Here is a 13,001-nt window from a genome sequence, read left to right on the forward strand (position 1 = left end):
CCGGGACCGGCCCGTCAGACCGTCGCCGGGGCGCTCGCTCCGGCGTCGCCGGCGGGCTCGTCGCCGGGCTCGTCCGACCGGGTGCCGTACGCCACCAGCGTCAGCACGATCAGCCCGAGCACCACCATCAGGAACGCGAACGCGGTCCAGCCGACCAGGCCGACCACCAGCGCGCCCAGCACCCCGTGCACCACGGCGCAGAGGATCAGGACGACACGGGCGAAGCGGCCGGGGGCCCGGTCGCGGATGCCGGCCAGCAGCAGGAGCAGGCCGCACAGCAGCAGGTACAGCCCGAAGACGCCGCCCATCACCCAGGTGCCGCTGGACATGACGGCGGGGTCCATCCCGGCCAGCGACATGTCCTGGTTCTTGACCACCGTCGCCAGGATGCCGTTGATGAGCACGACGCCCACGGCTTCCGCGAACAGCACGAGCGCGGCCACGAACGCCACCGGTCTGCGCACCACGGCGCTCACCCCCTGTTACCTGCAGTACGTGCGATAGCGCGGACCCTACTAACGGGTAATGCTCCGGACAAGGGCCCGGACGATCTCCGCCTCCACCCCGCGCGCCACGCGCGCGCGGGCGCATTCGTCGCACGCCCCCTGGGCGCGGCTCTCGGGCGTCGCGCAAAGAATCGTTCGCCCATTAGTGGGGACTCGACAAAGAAACGCGAAAACTCGCAGCTCGCACGAACAGAGACCTGGACCACACCTTGTGGCTACTGTGCGGTTATGAAACCCGGCGTACCGTGGTGCCACAAGGGATTTCGCGACTTGAGCAAGCCTCGAATCACACTCCGTGTGGGCAAGCTCACCATTGGGGACGGGTCGTAGGGCCGTGTCGGTAGTCCCTAAACTCAGCTTGTTTCAAGGAGGGAGCCATCGTGCGCAAGGTGCTCATCGCCAACCGTGGCGAAATTGCTGTCCGTGTTGCTCGGGCATGCCGGGATGCCGGGATCGGGAGCGTGGCCGTCTACGCAGACCCTGACCGCGACGCTCTGCATGTGCGCGCGGCCGACGAGGCATTCGCTCTGGGCGGTGACACCCCGGCCGCCAGCTATCTGGACATGGCCAAGGTGCTCCAGGCTGCCAAGGACTCCGGGGCCGACGCCATCCACCCGGGCTACGGCTTCCTGTCGGAGAACGCCGAGTTCGCCCAGGCCGTGCTGGACGCCGGTCTGACGTGGATCGGCCCGCCGCCGCAGGCGATCCGGGACCTCGGCGACAAGGTCGCCGCCCGGCACATCGCACAGCGTGCCGGGGCCCCGCTGGTGGCCGGCACGCCCGACCCGGTCGAGGGTTCCGCCGAGGTCGTGGCCTTCGCCGAGCAGCACGGGCTGCCGATCGCGATCAAGGCCGCCTTCGGCGGCGGCGGTCGCGGGCTGAAGGTGGCGCGCACGCTGGAGGAGATCCCGGAGCTGTACGACTCCGCGGTCCGTGAGGCCGTCGCGGCGTTCGGCCGGGGCGAGTGCTTCGTGGAGCGTTACCTCGACCGGCCGCGTCACGTCGAGACGCAGTGCCTGGCCGACACCCACGGCAACGTGGTCGTGGTCTCCACCCGTGACTGCTCGCTCCAGCGCCGCCACCAGAAGCTGGTCGAGGAGGCCCCGGCCCCGTTCCTGTCGGACGAGCAGAACGCGGAGCTGTACGCGGCGTCCAAGGCCATCCTGAAGGAGGCCGGCTACGTCGGCGCCGGCACGGTGGAGTTCCTGGTCGGCACGGACGGCACCATCTCGTTCCTGGAGGTCAACACCCGGCTCCAGGTCGAGCACCCGGTGACCGAGGAGGTCAGCGGCCTCGACCTCGTACGCGAGATGTTCCGCATCGCCGACGGCGAGGAGCTGGGCTACGACGACCCGGCCGTGCGCGGACACTCCTTCGAGTTCCGGATCAACGGCGAGGACCCGGGCCGCGGCTTCCTGCCCGCCCCGGGCACCGTCACCACGTTCGCCCCGCCGACCGGCCCCGGTGTCCGCCTCGACGCGGGTGTGGAGTCCGGCTCCGTCATCGGCCCCGCCTGGGACTCCCTGCTGGCGAAGCTGATCGTGACCGGCGCGACCCGCGAGCAGGCGCTCCAGCGGGCCGCCCGTGCGCTGGCCGAGTTCAACGTCGAGGGCATGGCCACCGCCATCCCGTTCCACCGCGCGGTCGTCGTCGACCCGGCGTTCACCAGCGATCCGTTCCGGGTCCACACCCGCTGGATCGAGACCGAGTTCGTCAACGAGATCAAGCCCTTCACCGCCACCGCCGACGCGGAGGCCGAGGAGGAGACCGGCCGCGAGACGGTGGTCGTCGAGGTCGGCGGCAAGCGCCTGGAGGTCTCCCTGCCCTCCTCGCTCGGCATGAGCCTGGCCCGTACCGGGCTCGCCGCGGGCGCCAAGCCCAAGCGCCGGGCAGCGAAGAAGAGCGGTTCGGCGGTCTCCGGCGACACCCTGGCGTCCCCGATGCAGGGCACCATCGTCAAGATCGCGGTCGAAGAGGGCCAGCAGGTCCAGGAGGGCGACCTGATCGTCGTCCTGGAGGCCATGAAGATGGAGCAGCCGCTGAACGCACACCGCTCCGGCACCGTCAAGGGCCTTGCCGCCGAGGTCGGCAGCTCGGTCTCCTCCGGCGCCGTCATCTGCGAGATCAAGGACTGATCGGGCGGCACCCGACGTTCCACCGGGGTCCCCGCCGAGTCGTGCGACTCGGCGGGGACCTCTGTCGTGCGTCACTCCGCGCGGCCTCACCCCTTCGGCGGCGATGGCATCCTGGACCCCGGGGCGGAAGAAAGGGAGGACTGCGCCATGGCGATCAGTGCGGCACGGACACCGGCCCGGCCGATGCGTGCCGACGCGCGCCGGAACCACGGCCGGCTGCTGAGCGAGGCCCGGACCGCCTTCGCGGAGCACGGCACCGACGCGTCCCTGGAGGACATCGCGCGGCGCGCGGGCGTGGGGATCGGCACGCTGTACCGGCACTTCCCGAACCGGCACGCGTTGATGAACGCGGTCTTCCAGGACGCCCTGACGTCACTGATCACCCGTTCCCGTGAACTCGCGGAGGCGGAGCAGCCCTGCCGGGCCCTGGTGGAGTGGCTGGGCGCGATCATCACCCACGCGGGTGAGTACCGCGGGCTCGCGCAGGCACTCATGTCGACGTCGCGGGACGAGACTTCGGCCCTGGCCCAGTGCAATGTGCCGTTGCGCGAGGCGGGGGCGGTGCTGCTGGCGCGGGCGCAGGCAGGCGGGGCCGTGCGGCCGGATGCGTCGATCGACGATCTGATGCAGCTGACCAACGCGATCGCGCTGGCCGCCGAACAGTCGCCGGACGACCCGGAGTTGGCGGGTCGGTTGCTGATGCTGACCTTGCAGGGGCTGAAGGGGCCGAGCGCGGAGGGGTGTTGAGCGGCTCCGCTCCCGCCCCCGCGCCTCGCACGCCGGCTCTCGGCCGCTACCTGCGCCGCAGGTCCGCGACCCTTGCCCGGTCCCCGGGGCCCTGGCCCTGCTCCGTCAGGGACGCGGCGCTCCGCAGCTGCTGCGGGCCCGGGGATCCGGGGCCGCCCCCGTGCGTACGGCGCTGTCCGGGCAGCGGCAGGTCGCGACGGCCCTGACGACCGTGCGGGAGTGGCTCGGCCGCTGCGGGGCCGCCGCCGCCCGAACCGGCCACCGCGATCTGTACGCCCTGGTCCGCCAGGGCCTGGAGCTCGGTGGCGGCACGGTCGTCGTGGCCGGGGGGCTCGTCCGTCACCAGGCGGGTGATGAGGTCCGTGGGCACCGTCTGGAACATGGTGTCGGAGCCGAGCTTGGTGTGGTCGGCCAGGACCACCACCTCCGCGGCGGCCTGCACCAGCGCGCGGTCCACGCTCGCGGAGAGCATGTTGGACGTGGAGAGGCCGCGCTCCGCGGTGAGCCCGCTCCCGGAGAGGAACGCGCGCGAGACCCGCAGGCCCTGGAGGGACTGCTCGGCGCCGCTGCCCACCAGGGCGTAGTTGGAACCGCGCAGTGTGCCGCCGGTCATCACCACCTCCACCCGGTTGGCATGGGCCAACGCCTGGGCGACCAGGAGGGAGTTGGTGACGACCGTCAGGCCGGGGATCCGCGCGAGCCGGCGGGCCAGCTCCTGCGTGGTCGTACCGGCGCCGACGACGATGGCCTCGCCCTCTTCGACGAGACCGGCGGCCAGGTCGGCGATGGCCGTCTTCTCCGCGGTGGCGAGATGGGATTTCTGCGGAATGCCGGACTCCCGCGTGAAACCGCCCGGCAGTACCGCACCGCCGTGCCGGCGGTCGAGGAGTCCTTCTGCCTCCAGTGCCCGCACGTCCCGCCGTACGGTCACTTCGGAGGTCTGGACGACGCGGGCGAGCTCACGGAGCGATACCGCCCCGTTGGCACGCACCATTTCGAGGATCAACTGACGACGTTCTGCAGCGAACACGAAACTGACAGTAACGTGACCGCCCGAGTGTTTTCAGCAGTTTGCGCCGAATAACGGAAGTTGTACATACAAGGGGCCGCCAAGTGATATAGGCGGCCCCGTTGTTGTTCTGTACTGACCGGACGGCGGTCACCGGACCGCCCGAGTTGCCGGGACTCGCCGGAAGTTGCCGGGGTTCTCCGGGGTGACCGGAGGCGCTTACGCCTCGCCCGTGCGCTTACGGGTGTGCAACTGCCGGGCCACTTCCGCGATCGAACCCGACAGGGACGGGTACACGGTGAAGGTGTTTGCGATCTGTTCCACCGTCAAATTGTTGTCGACCGCGATCGAGATGGGGTGGATGAGTTCGCTCGCGCGCGGCGCGACGACACAGCCGCCGACCACGATGCCGGTGCCGGGGCGGCAGAAGATCTTGACGAAGCCGTCGCGGATGCCCTGCATCTTGGCGCGCGGGTTGCGCAGCAGCGGCAGCTTGACGACCCGGGCGTCGATCTTTCCGGCGTCGACGTCGGCCTGGGTGTAGCCGACGGTGGCGATCTCGGGGTCGGTGAAGACGTTCGAGGAGACCGTCTTCAGGTCCAGCGGGGCCACCGCGTCGCCGAGGAAGTGGTACATCGCGATCCGGCCCTGCATGGCGGCGACCGAGGCGAGGGCGAAGATCCCGGTGACGTCACCGGCCGCGTACACGCCCGGGGCGCTGGTGCGGGAGACCTTGTCGGTCCAGATGTGGCCGGACTCCTTGAGCCGGACCCCGGCCTCCTCCAGGCCCATGCCCGCGCTGTTCGGGATCGCTCCGACCGCCATGAGGCAGTGCGAACCGGAGATGACCCGGCCGTCGGCGAGGGTGACCTCGACCCGGTCGCCGACACGCTTGGCGGCCTGTGCGCGGGAGCGGGCCATGACGTTCATGCCGCGGCGCCGGAAGACGTCCTCCAGGACGGCGGCGGCGTCCGGGTCCTCGCCCGGCAGCACCCGGTCGCGGGACGAGACGAGGGTGACGCGCGAGCCGAGCGCCTGGTAGGCGCCCGCGAACTCGGCACCGGTCACGCCGGAGCCGACCACGATGAGCTCCTCGGGCAGCTCGTCGAGGTCGTAGACCTGGGTCCAGTTCAGGATGCGCTCGCCGTCGGGGAGCGCACCCTCTATCTCGCGGGGGTGGCCGCCGGTCGCGATCAGCACGGCGTCGGCGGTGAGCGTCTCCTCGGTGCCGTCGGCGGCGGTCACCACGACCTTGCGGGAGCCGTCGGCGGCCTGGAGACCCTCCAGACGGCCGCGGCCGCGCATCACGCGGGCGCCGGCGCGGGTGACGGAGGCGGTGATGTCGTGGGACTGGGCGAGCGCCAGGCGCTTCACCCGTCGGTTGACCTTGCCCAGGTCGACGCCGACCACACGGGCGGCCTGCTCGACGGAAGGGGTGTCGTCGGCGACGATGATGCCCAGTTCCTCGTACGAGGAGTCGAAGGTGGTCATCACCTCCGCCGTCGCGATGAGGGTCTTCGAGGGCACGCAGTCGGTGAGCACGGACGCGCCGCCGAGGCCGTCGCAGTCGACGACGGTCACCTCCGCGCCGAGCTGGGCGCCCACCAGTGCCGCCTCGTAGCCGCCGGGTCCGCCGCCGATGATCACGATCCGGGTCACGAAAAGTCCGCCTCGCGTATGTCATCCCGCGGCCGTCTGCTGCCCCGGCCGGGGGTCCGGGGGAGCGCCCCGGGGGAATGCAGTACGTACTTCATTGTCCCGCACGCGCCAAGGTGCTTCGCCCCGGGGCCCTCCATACGTGCGCCGGGGCGTGCGCGCCGGGGCCCGGGAGCGGGAAGCGGAACCCTCTGAGTGGTCTTCCGCACCGGAGTCGACGTTCTCCCCGTCACCTCCCGTACCCTCGAACCCATGTCGCTCTACGCCGCGTACGCCGGCAACCTCGACGCGCGGCTGATGACGCGCCGCGCACCGCATTCCCCGCTGCGCGGCACCGGCTGGCTCAACGGCTGGCGGCTGACCTTCGGCGGGGAGCAGATGGGCTGGGAGGGCGCGCTCGCCACGGTGGTGGAGGCCCCCCGTTCCCAGGTCTTCGTGGCGCTGTACGACCTGGCTCCGATGGACGAGGACTCCATGGACCGGTGGGAGGGTGTCGGGCTCGACATCTACCGCCGGATGCGGGTGCGGGTGCACACCCTGGACGGCGAGGAGCCGGCCTGGATGTATGTGCTGAACGGGTACGAGGGCGGCCTGCCGTCCGCCCGCTATCTGGGTGAGATCGCCGACGCGGCGGAGTCCGCGGGCGCGCCGCACGACTATGTGATGGAACTGCGCAAGCGCCCCTGCTGACCTGCCGACCAGCGCTTTTGTGTGAAAGTACGAGCAAGTGCGCGCAGTCTCTGCGCAAGGGCATCTACGCGCGTAGGGAATCAGCGGTTACCCTCATCCGCGTGAACGCATCAGTTATTCCGGACCAGATCCAGGGCGACCCGTACGCCGCCGCCTCCGACGCCGCCGCCCGCCTGCGCGAGCTGACCGGTGCCGAGACCCACGACGTCGCGCTCGTGATGGGCTCCGGCTGGGCACCCGCGGGCGATGCGCTCGGCACTCCGGAGGCCGAGTTCCCGGTGACCGAGCTGCCCGGGTTCCCGGCACCCGCCGTACAGGGGCACGGCGGCACGATCCGCTCGTACCGGATCGGCGAGAAGCGTGTCCTGGTCTTCCTCGGCCGCACGCACTTCTACGAGGGCCGGGGCGTCGCCGCCGTGGCGCACGGGGTCCGTACCGCCGTCGCGGCCGGGTGCGGGACCGTCGTCCTGACGAACGGCTGCGGCGGTCTGCGCGAGGGCATGCGCCCCGGTCAGCCGGTGCTCATCAGCGACCACATCAACCTGACGGCGGCCTCCCCGATCGTCGGCGCCAACTTCGTCGACCTGACCGACCTGTACTCGCCGCGGCTGCGCGCGCTGTGCAAGGAGATCGACGAGACGCTCGAAGAGGGCGTGTACGTGCAGTTCACCGGCCCGCACTACGAGACGCCGGCCGAGATCAACATGGTCCGTGTGATGGGCGGCGACCTGGTCGGCATGTCCACCGTGCTCGAAGCCATCGCCGCGCGCGAGGCCGGTGCCGAGGTGCTGGGCATCTCGCTGGTCACCAACCTCGCGGCCGGGCTGAGCGGGGAGCCGCTCAACCATGAAGAGGTGCTGCAGGCGGGGCGGGACTCGGCGACCCGGATGGGTTCGCTGCTGGCCCGGGTGCTCGACCGGATCTGAGACCCCGCGCCCCCGCACACCCGCGGGGCCGGACCCCTACACCGCAGAAAGGCGGACACCGTGCTGCAGGACCTCATCGCGCGGGCCAGGACATGGCTCGCGGAGGACCCCGATCCCGAGACCCGCGAGGAGCTCGCCGGACTCATCGAGGCCGAGGATCTCGACGAGCTCGCCGCACGGTTCGCCGGCACCCTGCAGTTCGGCACCGCCGGGCTCCGCGGTGAGCTGGGGGCCGGGCCGATGCGGATGAACCGCTCCGTCGTCATCCGCGCGGCGGCCGGGCTCGCCGCGTACCTGAGGGCGCAGGGGCAGGGCGGCGGCCTCGTCGTCATCGGGTACGACGCCCGGTACAAGTCCGCCGACTTCGCCCGCGACACCGCGGCCGTGATGACCGGCGCGGGCCTGCGGGCGGCGGTGCTCCCCCGCCCGCTCCCCACCCCCGTGCTCGCGTACGCCATACGGCACCTGGGCGCCGTCGCGGGCGTCGAGGTGACCGCCAGCCACAACCCGCCGCGGGACAACGGCTACAAGGTCTATCTCGGCGACGGCTCGCAGATCGTCCCGCCGGCGGACGGCGAGATCGCCGACGCGATCGCCGCGGTCGGCCCGCTCGACGGCGTGCCCCGCCCCGACGACGGCTGGGAGGTCCTCGGCGAGGAGGTCCTTGCGGCCTATCTGGCCCGCACGGACGCCGTGCTCGCCGCCGGGTCGCCGCGTACCGCCCGGGTCGTGTACACCGCCATGCACGGGGTCGGCACGTCCGTGCTGACCGCCGCGTTCGACCGGGCCGGGTTCCCCGCGCCGGTGCTCGTCGCCGAACAGGCCGAGCCCGACCCGGCGTTCCCGACCGTCGCCTTCCCCAACCCGGAAGAGCCCGGCGCGATGGACCTCGCCTTCGCGACCGCGCGCCGCGCGGACCCCGACCTCGTCATCGCCAACGACCCGGACGCCGACCGCTGCGCCGTCGCCGTCCCGGACCCCGGTACCGAGGGCGGCTGGCGGATGCTGCGCGGCGACGAGGTGGGGGCGCTGCTCGCCGCCCATCTGGTCGACCGGGGCGCCATCGGTGTCTTCGCCGAGTCGATCGTCTCGTCCTCGCTGCTCGGCCGGATCGCCGAGAAGGCGGGCAACGGCTACGAGGAGACGCTGACCGGTTTCAAGTGGATCGCCCGGGTGGAGGGGCTGCGGTACGGGTACGAGGAGGCGCTCGGCTACTGCGTCGACCCCGAGGGCGTGCGCGACAAGGACGGGATCACGGCCGCGCTGCTCATCGCCGAGCTCGCCTCCGTGCTCAAGGAGCAGGGGCGTACGCTCCTCGATCTCCTCGACGACCTCGCGGTCGCCCACGGACTGCACGCCACCGATCAGCTCTCGGTCCGGGTGAAGGACCTGTCGGTCATCTCCGACGCCATGGCGCGGCTGCGCGAGCAGCCGCCGGCCGCGCTCGCGGGCCTCGCCGTCACCTCCGCCGAGGACCTGGCGCGGGGCACGGAGCAGCTGCCGCCCACCGACGGGCTCCGCTACCACCTGCGGGGCGCCCGGGTGATCGTGCGCCCGAGCGGCACCGAGCCGAAGCTCAAGTGCTATCTGGAGGTCGTGGTGCCGGTCGGTTCGGCGGACGAGCTGCCGGCGGCCCGTGTTAAGGGTGCGGAGCTGCTCGCCGGGATCAAGCGCGACCTGGCGGCCGCGGCCGGGATCTGAGCGGGAGCGGGGCAGTCGGCGCGGGACCCCGGGGCGTCATCCGAAGCGGCCGTTCACGTAGTCGGCGGTCCGGGGGTCCCGCGGGGAGCCGAACGTCCCGCCGGTCGGACCGTGTTCGACGACGATGCCGGGCGTGCCCTGTTCGGCGAGGAAGAACGCGCAGTGGCCGGGGACCCGCGCCGCCTGCTGCATGGTGTGCGTGACGATCACGATGGTGACCTCCGCCCCGAGGCCGGCGGTGGTCTCCTCGATCCGGCGGGTGGAGGCCGGGTCGAGGGCGGAGCAGGATTCGTCCATCGACAGCACCCGGGTGCGTACCGTCAACAACCGGGCGATGCACGGGCGTTGCTGCTGTCCGCCGGAGAGCGCGCCACCGGGCCGGCGGAGCCGGTCCTCGGCCTCGCGCCACAGGCCCGCCCTGGTCAGGCACTCCTCGACGAGGTCGTCCCGGCTGTCCCTGGCCGCCTTGATGCCGTTGAGTTCCAGGCCCGCGAGGACGTTGTCGTACAGGGGCATGGCGGGGAGCGGTCGGGTTTCCGGAAGACCATGCCGATCTCGCGGCGGGCACGGGTGATGCGGCGGCCGCGGTCGTGGATGTCCTCGCCGCCCGGCAGGACCCGGCCGGGCGGGCGGCGGAGCCGGTCGGTTCGTGCGTCCGGTCGAGGATGCGCAGGAACGCCGACGTGCCGCAGCCGATGAGTGCGGTGACCTCCGGCGCGTGGAGGGCCGGTCCATGACCTTGCGGTCACCGCGAACCGGACGGAGACCGCTCAGCGCGCGCCGGTGGCGTCCGCTCGCTCTGCCGGAACCGCCGCCGTCCGTCGTCCCGCCCCACCCCCGCCGCCCGCTCCGGAAGCCGGGCGGCACCCGCGATGCGTGGAGAGCGGCAGGACCGCCGGGACCCGAAACCACCGCAGCGGTCGGCTTTCGCACGGAAGTCGCCTCTCGTGCGCCCGGCATGCACGGGGGCGTTCCGCCCGGCGCCGGGCGGTAGTCTGCGGCGACTCGCATACCTACCAGTGAGAGGCCGTGCATGCGCACAGGCAGAACCGGCACCGTGGCCGCCCTCGCGGGAGCGCTCGCCCTTGCGGCGTTCACCGCCCCGGCCGCGGAAGCCGCCGACACCGGCATCAAGGTGTCGAAGATGGTCGTGAACTCGGGCAGGCCCGTCGTCGTGGGCACGACCGAGGAGAAACTCCCCGGTGTCAGCTTCCACGTCACCTGGTCCGCGGGCCACTCGCTCTCCGACGTGGAGGCAAGTCCGTACCTGTACCACGACACCACCGCGGGCAAGGGTGCCGACGACGGCGGCATCTACCTGAGCAGCATGACCTGTTACGAGGACGGCTCGCGCGCCGCCGACTGCAAGGGCGAGCTGTACATCGAGCCGCGCTACACCCTGGACTCGAACAACGACGCCACGACCTGGAAGGTCGGCGCGGCCGCACGCATCTGGGGTGCGAACGGTCAGCCGAAGAGCCAGGAGTACCTGCCCGCCCTCGGCACGGCGCAGGTCAAGCGTGCGGCGCGGGCGACCGTCAACGCCTCCCCCGAGCCGGTGGCCAAGGGCAGGACCCTCACCGTGACCGGACGGCTCACGCGCGCCGACTGGGTGAAGCACACCTACACCGGTTACGGCTCCAAGTCGGCGAAGCTGCAGTTCCGCAAGGCGGGCACCAGCGCCTACTCCACGGTGAAGATCGTCAAGGCGAACTCCTCGGGCAACCTGAGGACCACGGTCAAGGCGTCCGCGGACGGCTACTGGCGCTGGACCTTCGGCGAGACGTCCACGACGGGCGGCGCGACCGCCGGCGGGGACTACGTCGACGTCAAGTAGGCCCCGGAACAAGGGTGAAGCCCGCACCGGCACGGTGCGGGCCTCACCGGACCAAGGCCTCAGCCGGTCGCGAGGAGCACCACGAGCAGCACCGCGCCCACCACCGCCGGAGCGATCACCTCGTACGCCCAGCGCACCGACACCGACGGCTCCGCGGACCCCGCGGCAGCGCCCGCTCCGCCCGTCCTCGCCCGCTCCGCCAGCTCGCGCAGATCGGCCATGGTCTGGTCGGCCGACGCCGTCCGGGCCCGGGTGTCGCGCACATCGGCCTGCACGGACGTGCGGTCGTACGGGTCGTCCAGCGACCGCCGGGACTGCTGCCGGGCCGCCTTCTTGCGCTGTCGCAGCGAGACCGGCACCGCCCACAGCTGGTACTTGGCGCCGCCCTCGGTGAACAGCTCGCTCGAATACCCGGCCCGCAGATCGGAGACCTCGGTCCACGGCATGGTGATCGTCCGGAACGGGTTACGGATCCGGATGCGCCGGTCGTTGGCGAGCACGACGGGCCGCAGCGTGAACGCGACGACCAGCGGCACCGAGGTCAGCATCCCCGCCAGCGCCAGCCACGGCACCCGGCCGTTCCCTCGGATCGTGGCGTCCCCGCCGATCCAGAGGATGAGCAGAAGCAGCAGGACGCCCCCGACGATCCCGGCGGGCGAGCGGAAGGTCCGGTCGGCGTAGACCGGCTCGGCGGGTGGTGTGGGGCTCGTCATGGGCCCGATTCTGCCTGACCGGGGCACGGTGCCGCCCGGCGGACCGCGCCCCGCGCGGAGAGGTGGTCCCCCTGTACAGGTCGCTACGCGCGTAGATATGCTCCTCTGGTGACCATGCCCACCACAGCTCCCGCATTCGCCGACGCGACCGCGTCCGACAGTGCGCTGCGCCGCTTCCTGCACGGGCTGCCCGGCGTCGACGCCGTCGGCCTCGAAGCGCGCGCCGCGTCCCTCGGCACCCGTTCGATCAAGACGACGGCCAAGGCCTACGCCATCGACCTGGCCATCTCGATGATCGACCTGACGACGCTGGAAGGCGCGGACACCCCGGGCAAGGTCCGGGCCCTCGCCGCCAAGGCCGTCAACCCCGACCCGACCGACCGCACGACCCCGCGCACCGCGGCGGTCTGCGTCTACCCCGACATGGCGGCGACCGCCGTCGCCGCGCTGGCCGGTTCCGGTGTGAAGGTGGCGTCGGTGGCGACGGCCTTCCCCGCCGGCCGCGCCGCGCTCGACGTGAAGCTCGCGGACGTCCGCGACGCCGTGGCCGCCGGGGCCGACGAGATCGACATGGTGATCGACCGGGGGGCCTTCCTCTCCGGCCGCTATCTGAAGGTGTACGAGGAGATCCTCGCCGTGAAGGCGGAGTGTGCGCGGGCCGACGGCCCCGACGCCCGCCTGAAGGTGATCTTCGAGACCGGCGAGCTGTCCACGTACGACAACATCCGCCGCGCCTCCTGGCTCGGCATGCTGGCCGGCGCCGACTTCATCAAGACCTCGACCGGCAAGGTCGGGACGAACGCCACGCCCGCGAACACCCTGCTGATGCTGGAGGCCGTGCGCGACTTCCGCGCGCAGACCGGTGTGCAGATCGGGGTGAAGCCGGCAGGCGGCATCCGTACGTCCAAGGACGCGGTCAAGTTCCTGGTGCTGGTGAACGAGACCGCGGGCGAGGACTGGCTGGACAACCACTGGTTCCGCTTCGGCGCCTCCAGCCTGCTGAACGATCTGCTGATGCAGCGCCAGAAGCTCAGCACCGGCCGTTACTCCGGCCCCGATTACGTGACGGTGGACTGATCCC

At 71.8% G+C, this 13,001-nt stretch carries 12 protein-coding genes; 7 read left to right on the forward strand and 5 right to left on the reverse strand.

Annotated elements, in window-relative coordinates:
* Positions 1–14 precede the first annotated feature (14 nt).
* A complete protein-coding gene (locus tag AB0D53_RS19880; protein ID WP_362448112.1) occupies positions 15–476 on the reverse strand; it encodes a hypothetical protein in 462 nt (153 codons plus the stop codon).
* A 410-nt stretch (positions 477–886) separates the two neighbouring features.
* Here AB0D53_RS19880 and AB0D53_RS19885 point away from each other — a divergent pair, with 410 nt between their 5' ends.
* Positions 887–2,641: a biotin carboxylase N-terminal domain-containing protein gene (locus tag AB0D53_RS19885; RefSeq protein WP_362448115.1), complete on the forward strand. Its 1,755-nt coding sequence runs from the start codon at positions 887–889 to the stop codon at positions 2,639–2,641.
* Between the two features lie 147 nt (positions 2,642–2,788).
* The gene (locus AB0D53_RS19890; protein WP_362448118.1) at positions 2,789–3,388 is read left to right on the forward strand and encodes a helix-turn-helix domain-containing protein; all 600 of its coding nucleotides are present in this window, start codon (positions 2,789–2,791) and stop codon (positions 3,386–3,388) included.
* Positions 3,389–3,434: 46 nt separating this feature from the next.
* Here AB0D53_RS19890 and AB0D53_RS19895 read toward each other — a convergent pair whose 3' ends face one another.
* Together AB0D53_RS19895 and AB0D53_RS19900 are read right to left on the reverse strand one after the other, a co-directional pair.
* A complete protein-coding gene (locus AB0D53_RS19895; RefSeq protein WP_362448121.1) occupies positions 3,435–4,418 on the reverse strand; it encodes a DeoR/GlpR family DNA-binding transcription regulator in 984 nt (327 codons plus the stop codon).
* Between the two features lie 198 nt (positions 4,419–4,616).
* A complete protein-coding gene (locus AB0D53_RS19900; protein WP_362448124.1) occupies positions 4,617–6,056 on the reverse strand; it encodes an NAD(P)H-quinone dehydrogenase in 1,440 nt (479 codons plus the stop codon).
* 249 nt (positions 6,057–6,305) lie between these two features.
* Here AB0D53_RS19900 and AB0D53_RS19905 point away from each other — a divergent pair, with 249 nt between their 5' ends.
* From AB0D53_RS19905 to AB0D53_RS19915, 3 genes are all read left to right on the forward strand, one after another.
* Positions 6,306–6,743, forward strand: coding sequence for a gamma-glutamylcyclotransferase (locus tag AB0D53_RS19905; RefSeq protein ID WP_072486709.1), 438 nt, complete (start codon positions 6,306–6,308; stop codon positions 6,741–6,743).
* A 101-nt stretch (positions 6,744–6,844) separates the two neighbouring features.
* The gene (locus AB0D53_RS19910) at positions 6,845–7,669 is read left to right on the forward strand and encodes a purine-nucleoside phosphorylase (protein ID WP_362448127.1); all 825 of its coding nucleotides are present in this window, start codon (positions 6,845–6,847) and stop codon (positions 7,667–7,669) included.
* A gap of 60 nt (positions 7,670–7,729) precedes the next feature.
* On the forward strand, positions 7,730–9,370 hold the full coding sequence (locus tag AB0D53_RS19915; RefSeq protein WP_362448130.1) for a phospho-sugar mutase: 1,641 nt from the start codon (positions 7,730–7,732) through the stop codon (positions 9,368–9,370).
* Between the two features lie 36 nt (positions 9,371–9,406).
* On the opposite strand, the gene AB0D53_RS19920 is transcribed toward AB0D53_RS19915, so the two are convergent.
* Positions 9,407–9,886: an ATP-binding cassette domain-containing protein gene (locus tag AB0D53_RS19920; RefSeq protein ID WP_362448133.1), complete on the reverse strand. Its 480-nt coding sequence runs from the start codon at positions 9,884–9,886 to the stop codon at positions 9,407–9,409.
* Positions 9,887–10,403: 517 nt separating this feature from the next.
* On the opposite strand from AB0D53_RS19920, the gene AB0D53_RS19925 reads away from it, so the two are divergent.
* Complete coding sequence (locus AB0D53_RS19925; RefSeq protein WP_362448136.1) at positions 10,404–11,207, forward strand: hypothetical protein; 804 nt, start codon at positions 10,404–10,406, stop codon at positions 11,205–11,207.
* A 59-nt stretch (positions 11,208–11,266) separates the two neighbouring features.
* On the opposite strand, the gene AB0D53_RS19930 is transcribed toward AB0D53_RS19925, so the two are convergent.
* Positions 11,267–11,920, reverse strand: coding sequence for a PH domain-containing protein (locus tag AB0D53_RS19930; RefSeq protein ID WP_362448139.1), 654 nt, complete (start codon positions 11,918–11,920; stop codon positions 11,267–11,269).
* Between the two features lie 114 nt (positions 11,921–12,034).
* Here AB0D53_RS19930 and deoC point away from each other — a divergent pair, with 114 nt between their 5' ends.
* Entirely contained in the window at positions 12,035–12,997 is a 963-nt protein-coding gene (deoC, locus tag AB0D53_RS19935) for a deoxyribose-phosphate aldolase (protein ID WP_362448257.1), read from the forward strand.
* The last annotated feature ends 4 nt before the right edge of the window (positions 12,998–13,001 follow it).

The sequence above is a fragment of the Streptomyces sp. NPDC048295 genome (assembly GCF_040652135.1).
Classification (GTDB): domain Bacteria; phylum Actinomycetota; class Actinomycetes; order Streptomycetales; family Streptomycetaceae; genus Streptomyces.